Raw genomic sequence first — 2,855 nt, 5'->3', positions numbered from 1 at the left:
AGGCCGGCGGGGCGTCGGCGGCTCGGCTGCCGTAGTGGACGGCGACCCGGTCGCCGTTGGCGGCGAAGGCTCGGGCGACGGCGCGGCCGAGACCTCGGGACGCGCCGCTGACCAGGACACGGCGGCCTGTGGTTGGCAGGTTCATGGAAGCGGGCCTTTCGATGTCGGCCGGTGTTCAACCGGCGTTCAGCCATGGGCGGGAGCGTCGGGAGCGTATCCCTCCCCTTTGTGCCCTTCAGGAGACCGCGATGTCATTGACCCGCAGGGAATTCACCGGAAGATCCGCACTCACCGGGGCGGGCTTCGCCCTGACCGGCGCCGCCGGCGCGCTCGCCACCGCACCCGGCGCCCTCGCCGCCGAGGACGTGCCCGAGGTGGCCAGCGGTCCCGCGCTGGAGCCGGGCTACGGACCGCTGCGTCCCGACCCGCGCGGAATGCTCGCGCTGCCGGCCGGATTCTCGTACGAGGTGATCACGCACAGCGGAGTCACCAAGCTGGAGACCGGCGAGTACACACCCTCCAATCATGACGGCACGGCCACCTTCGAGGGCCCGCGCGGAGTCACGCTGCTCGTCAACAACCATGAGCTGGACGGGCCGAGGGACGAGGCGGAGTATCCGGTGCCGCTCACCGAAGGGCTGGTCTACGATCCGGCCGCGCCCGGTGGCTGCACCGTCGTGGAGACGCACCGCGACGGCCGTACCGCCGAGTGGGTCGGTATCTCCGGTACGGCCAACAACTGCGCCGGCGGACGCACTCCCTGGGGCACCTGGCTCACCTGCGAGGAGAACTCCGACCGGGCGGGACAGAACGGAATGACCAAGGACCACGGCTATGTCTTCGAGGTCGATCCCTACGACCGCCGCGCCAACCGGAATCCCGAGCCCATCAAGGCCTTCGGCCGCTACGACCACGAAGCGGTCGTCATCGATCCGCGTACCGGCTACGCCTATCTGACCGAGGACGCCTCGGAACCGAACGGCCTCTTCTACCGCTGGGTCCCGCCGCACGGCTTCAAGCACGGCCGCGGCCAGCTCCGCCGGCTCGCCGACGACGCGGGCGTCCTCCAGGCGCCTCGGTGCTTCGATGCCGGCGGCCGGTTCGTGGACGACCTCTCGCGCGCCGCGAAGCTCGGCACCGTCTACGGCGTGGACTGGGTGGACGTGCCCGACCGGGACGCCAGGACCGTCGACGTACGCGAGCAGTTCGACGGCGAGGACGTCACCCGCTCCAGAAAGCTCGAAGGGATGTGGTGGGCGGACGGCGGGGCGTACATCGTTTCCTCGTACGCCCGCGACGAGAGCCCCGGCAGGCCGCACGACGGCCAGGTGTGGTTCTACCACCCGAGGCGCCGAACGCTGACGCTCAAGGTGCTGCTGGGCGTCAACGCCGAGCCCGGCGAGGACGGCGCCTTCGACGGCCCGGACAACATCACCGTCTCACCGTACGGCGGGCTGGTCATCGCCGAGGACGGCGAGGGCATCCAGCATCTTTTCGGTGCGACGGAGCGCGGACGCACCTATCCGATCGCCCGCAACGACCTCAACGACAGCGAGTTCACGGGCGTCGTGTTCTCGCCCGACGGCCGCACGCTGTTCGCCAATATCCAGGAGCCGGGCATCATGCTCGCCATCACCGGTCCCTGGCGCCGCTCGCCCCGGCACTGACCCGCTACCGACCCGCGTATACGGCCTGCTGGAGCCGGTCCGTACGGCGGCCCGTACGGCTTTCCGGAGGCGTTTCGGAACGGTCCCGGCGGGCTCCCGGTCCGGTCCTGGCAAGGTTTCGGCGGGCTCCCGGAAGGAGTGATCCGGTGGTCCGTCGGCTGTCGGGCATGGCGCGCCGGGGCTCCTTGGGCGCATACTTCCAAGTAATGACCAAGTCAGCCGGATCCCGGCGCCACCTGCCGTCCAGTCCCTTCAACCGCCAGGCCCCGGCCTCACCTCCGCCCGAGCAGTTCGATGTGGGAGACCGTGTCTCACATGACCAGTTCGGACTGGGCAGAGTCATCGGAGTCGAGGGCGAACACGCCGTGCTCATCGATTTCTCGGGGCGACAGGGGAGGATCCTGAGCCCCTTCGCCAAGCTGACCAAGCTCTGAGGCGGAGCCTGTACGCCGCGCCCCCGGGCCGCCGCGGGTCCTGACGGGACCCCGTGGCGGCCCGTAGGCATGTCCGGAGGACGCCAGTCCCGCCGATGCCCGGCTGCCTGCCTCCCCGATGCTCAGAGGACCTTCGCGGCGGGCTTGACCATGCCGCGGACCGTGCGGGACTTCACGAACTCCCCGAGGCCCGTCATCTCCCACTCGCCGGAGAACTGCTTGATCAGCTTGGCCATCATCACGCCCGTCTGCGGCTCGGCCGTCGTGAGATCGAAGCGGACCAGCTCCTCGCCGGTGGCCGCGTCGATCAGCCGGCAGTACGCCTTGGCGACCTCGGTGAACTTCTGGCCCGAGAAGGAATTGACGGTGAAGACCAGTCCCGTCGCGTCGGCGGGCAGCCGGCCGAGATCGACCACGATCACCTCGTCGTCGCCCGCGCCCTCTCCGGTGAGATTGTCACCGGAGTGCTTGATCGCGCCATTGAGGATGGAGAGCTTGCCGAAGTAGCAGCTGTCGAGATGGTTGCGGTTCGGACCGTAGGCGATCACCGAGGCATCGAGATCGATGTCCTTGCCGCGGTACGCGGGCTCCCAGCCGAGGCCCATCTTGACCTGGCTGAGCAGCGGCTGGCCGCCCTTGACCAGCGACACCGTCTGGTTCTTCTGGAGGCTGACGCGGCCCTTGTCCAGATTGATCTTGCCGCTGCCGGGCGCGGCGGCGGGCGGTCCCGGCGGCGCGGCCTGGGCGGGCGGCG

Annotated in this window: 3 protein-coding genes and 1 pseudogene; 2 read left to right on the top strand and 2 right to left on the bottom strand. The window is 69.8% G+C overall.

Annotation, left to right across the window (positions count from 1 at the left end; all coding sequences use genetic code 11):
* Nucleotides 1-145, bottom strand: a pseudogene (locus GA0115259_RS42115) (3-oxoacyl-ACP reductase); the annotation flags it as partial.
* Nucleotides 146-248: 103 nt separating this feature from the next.
* On the opposite strand from GA0115259_RS42115, the gene GA0115259_RS23855 reads away from it, so the two are divergent.
* The gene (locus GA0115259_RS23855; protein WP_093600841.1) at nt 249-1,667 is read left to right on the top strand and encodes an alkaline phosphatase PhoX; all 1,419 of its coding nucleotides are present in this window, start codon (nt 249-251) and stop codon (nt 1,665-1,667) included.
* Nucleotides 1,668-1,873: 206 nt separating this feature from the next.
* Nucleotides 1,874-2,101, top strand: a complete 228-nt coding sequence (locus GA0115259_RS23850; RefSeq protein ID WP_078490871.1) for a hypothetical protein — start codon at nt 1,874-1,876, stop codon at nt 2,099-2,101.
* A gap of 122 nt (nt 2,102-2,223) precedes the next feature.
* Here GA0115259_RS23850 and GA0115259_RS23845 read toward each other — a convergent pair.
* Nucleotides 2,224-2,855, bottom strand: a 632-nt coding sequence (locus GA0115259_RS23845; protein ID WP_176732632.1) for a TerD family protein, incomplete at its 5' end; no start/stop codon positions are given.

This window comes from Streptomyces sp. MnatMP-M17 (assembly GCF_900091995.1).
In the GTDB taxonomy this organism is placed as follows: domain Bacteria; phylum Actinomycetota; class Actinomycetes; order Streptomycetales; family Streptomycetaceae; genus Streptomyces.
Note: the sequence above shows the minus strand (reverse complement) of the source record. Positions and strands in the feature narration are given on the sequence as shown.

Coding starts and splice junctions, on each gene's coding strand:
- GA0115259_RS23855 (WP_093600841.1), top strand. CDS start 249: ATGTCATTGACCCGCAGGGAATTCACCGGAAGATCCGCACTCACCGGG.
- GA0115259_RS23850 (WP_078490871.1), top strand. CDS start 1,874: ATGACCAAGTCAGCCGGATCCCGGCGCCACCTGCCGTCCAGTCCCTTC.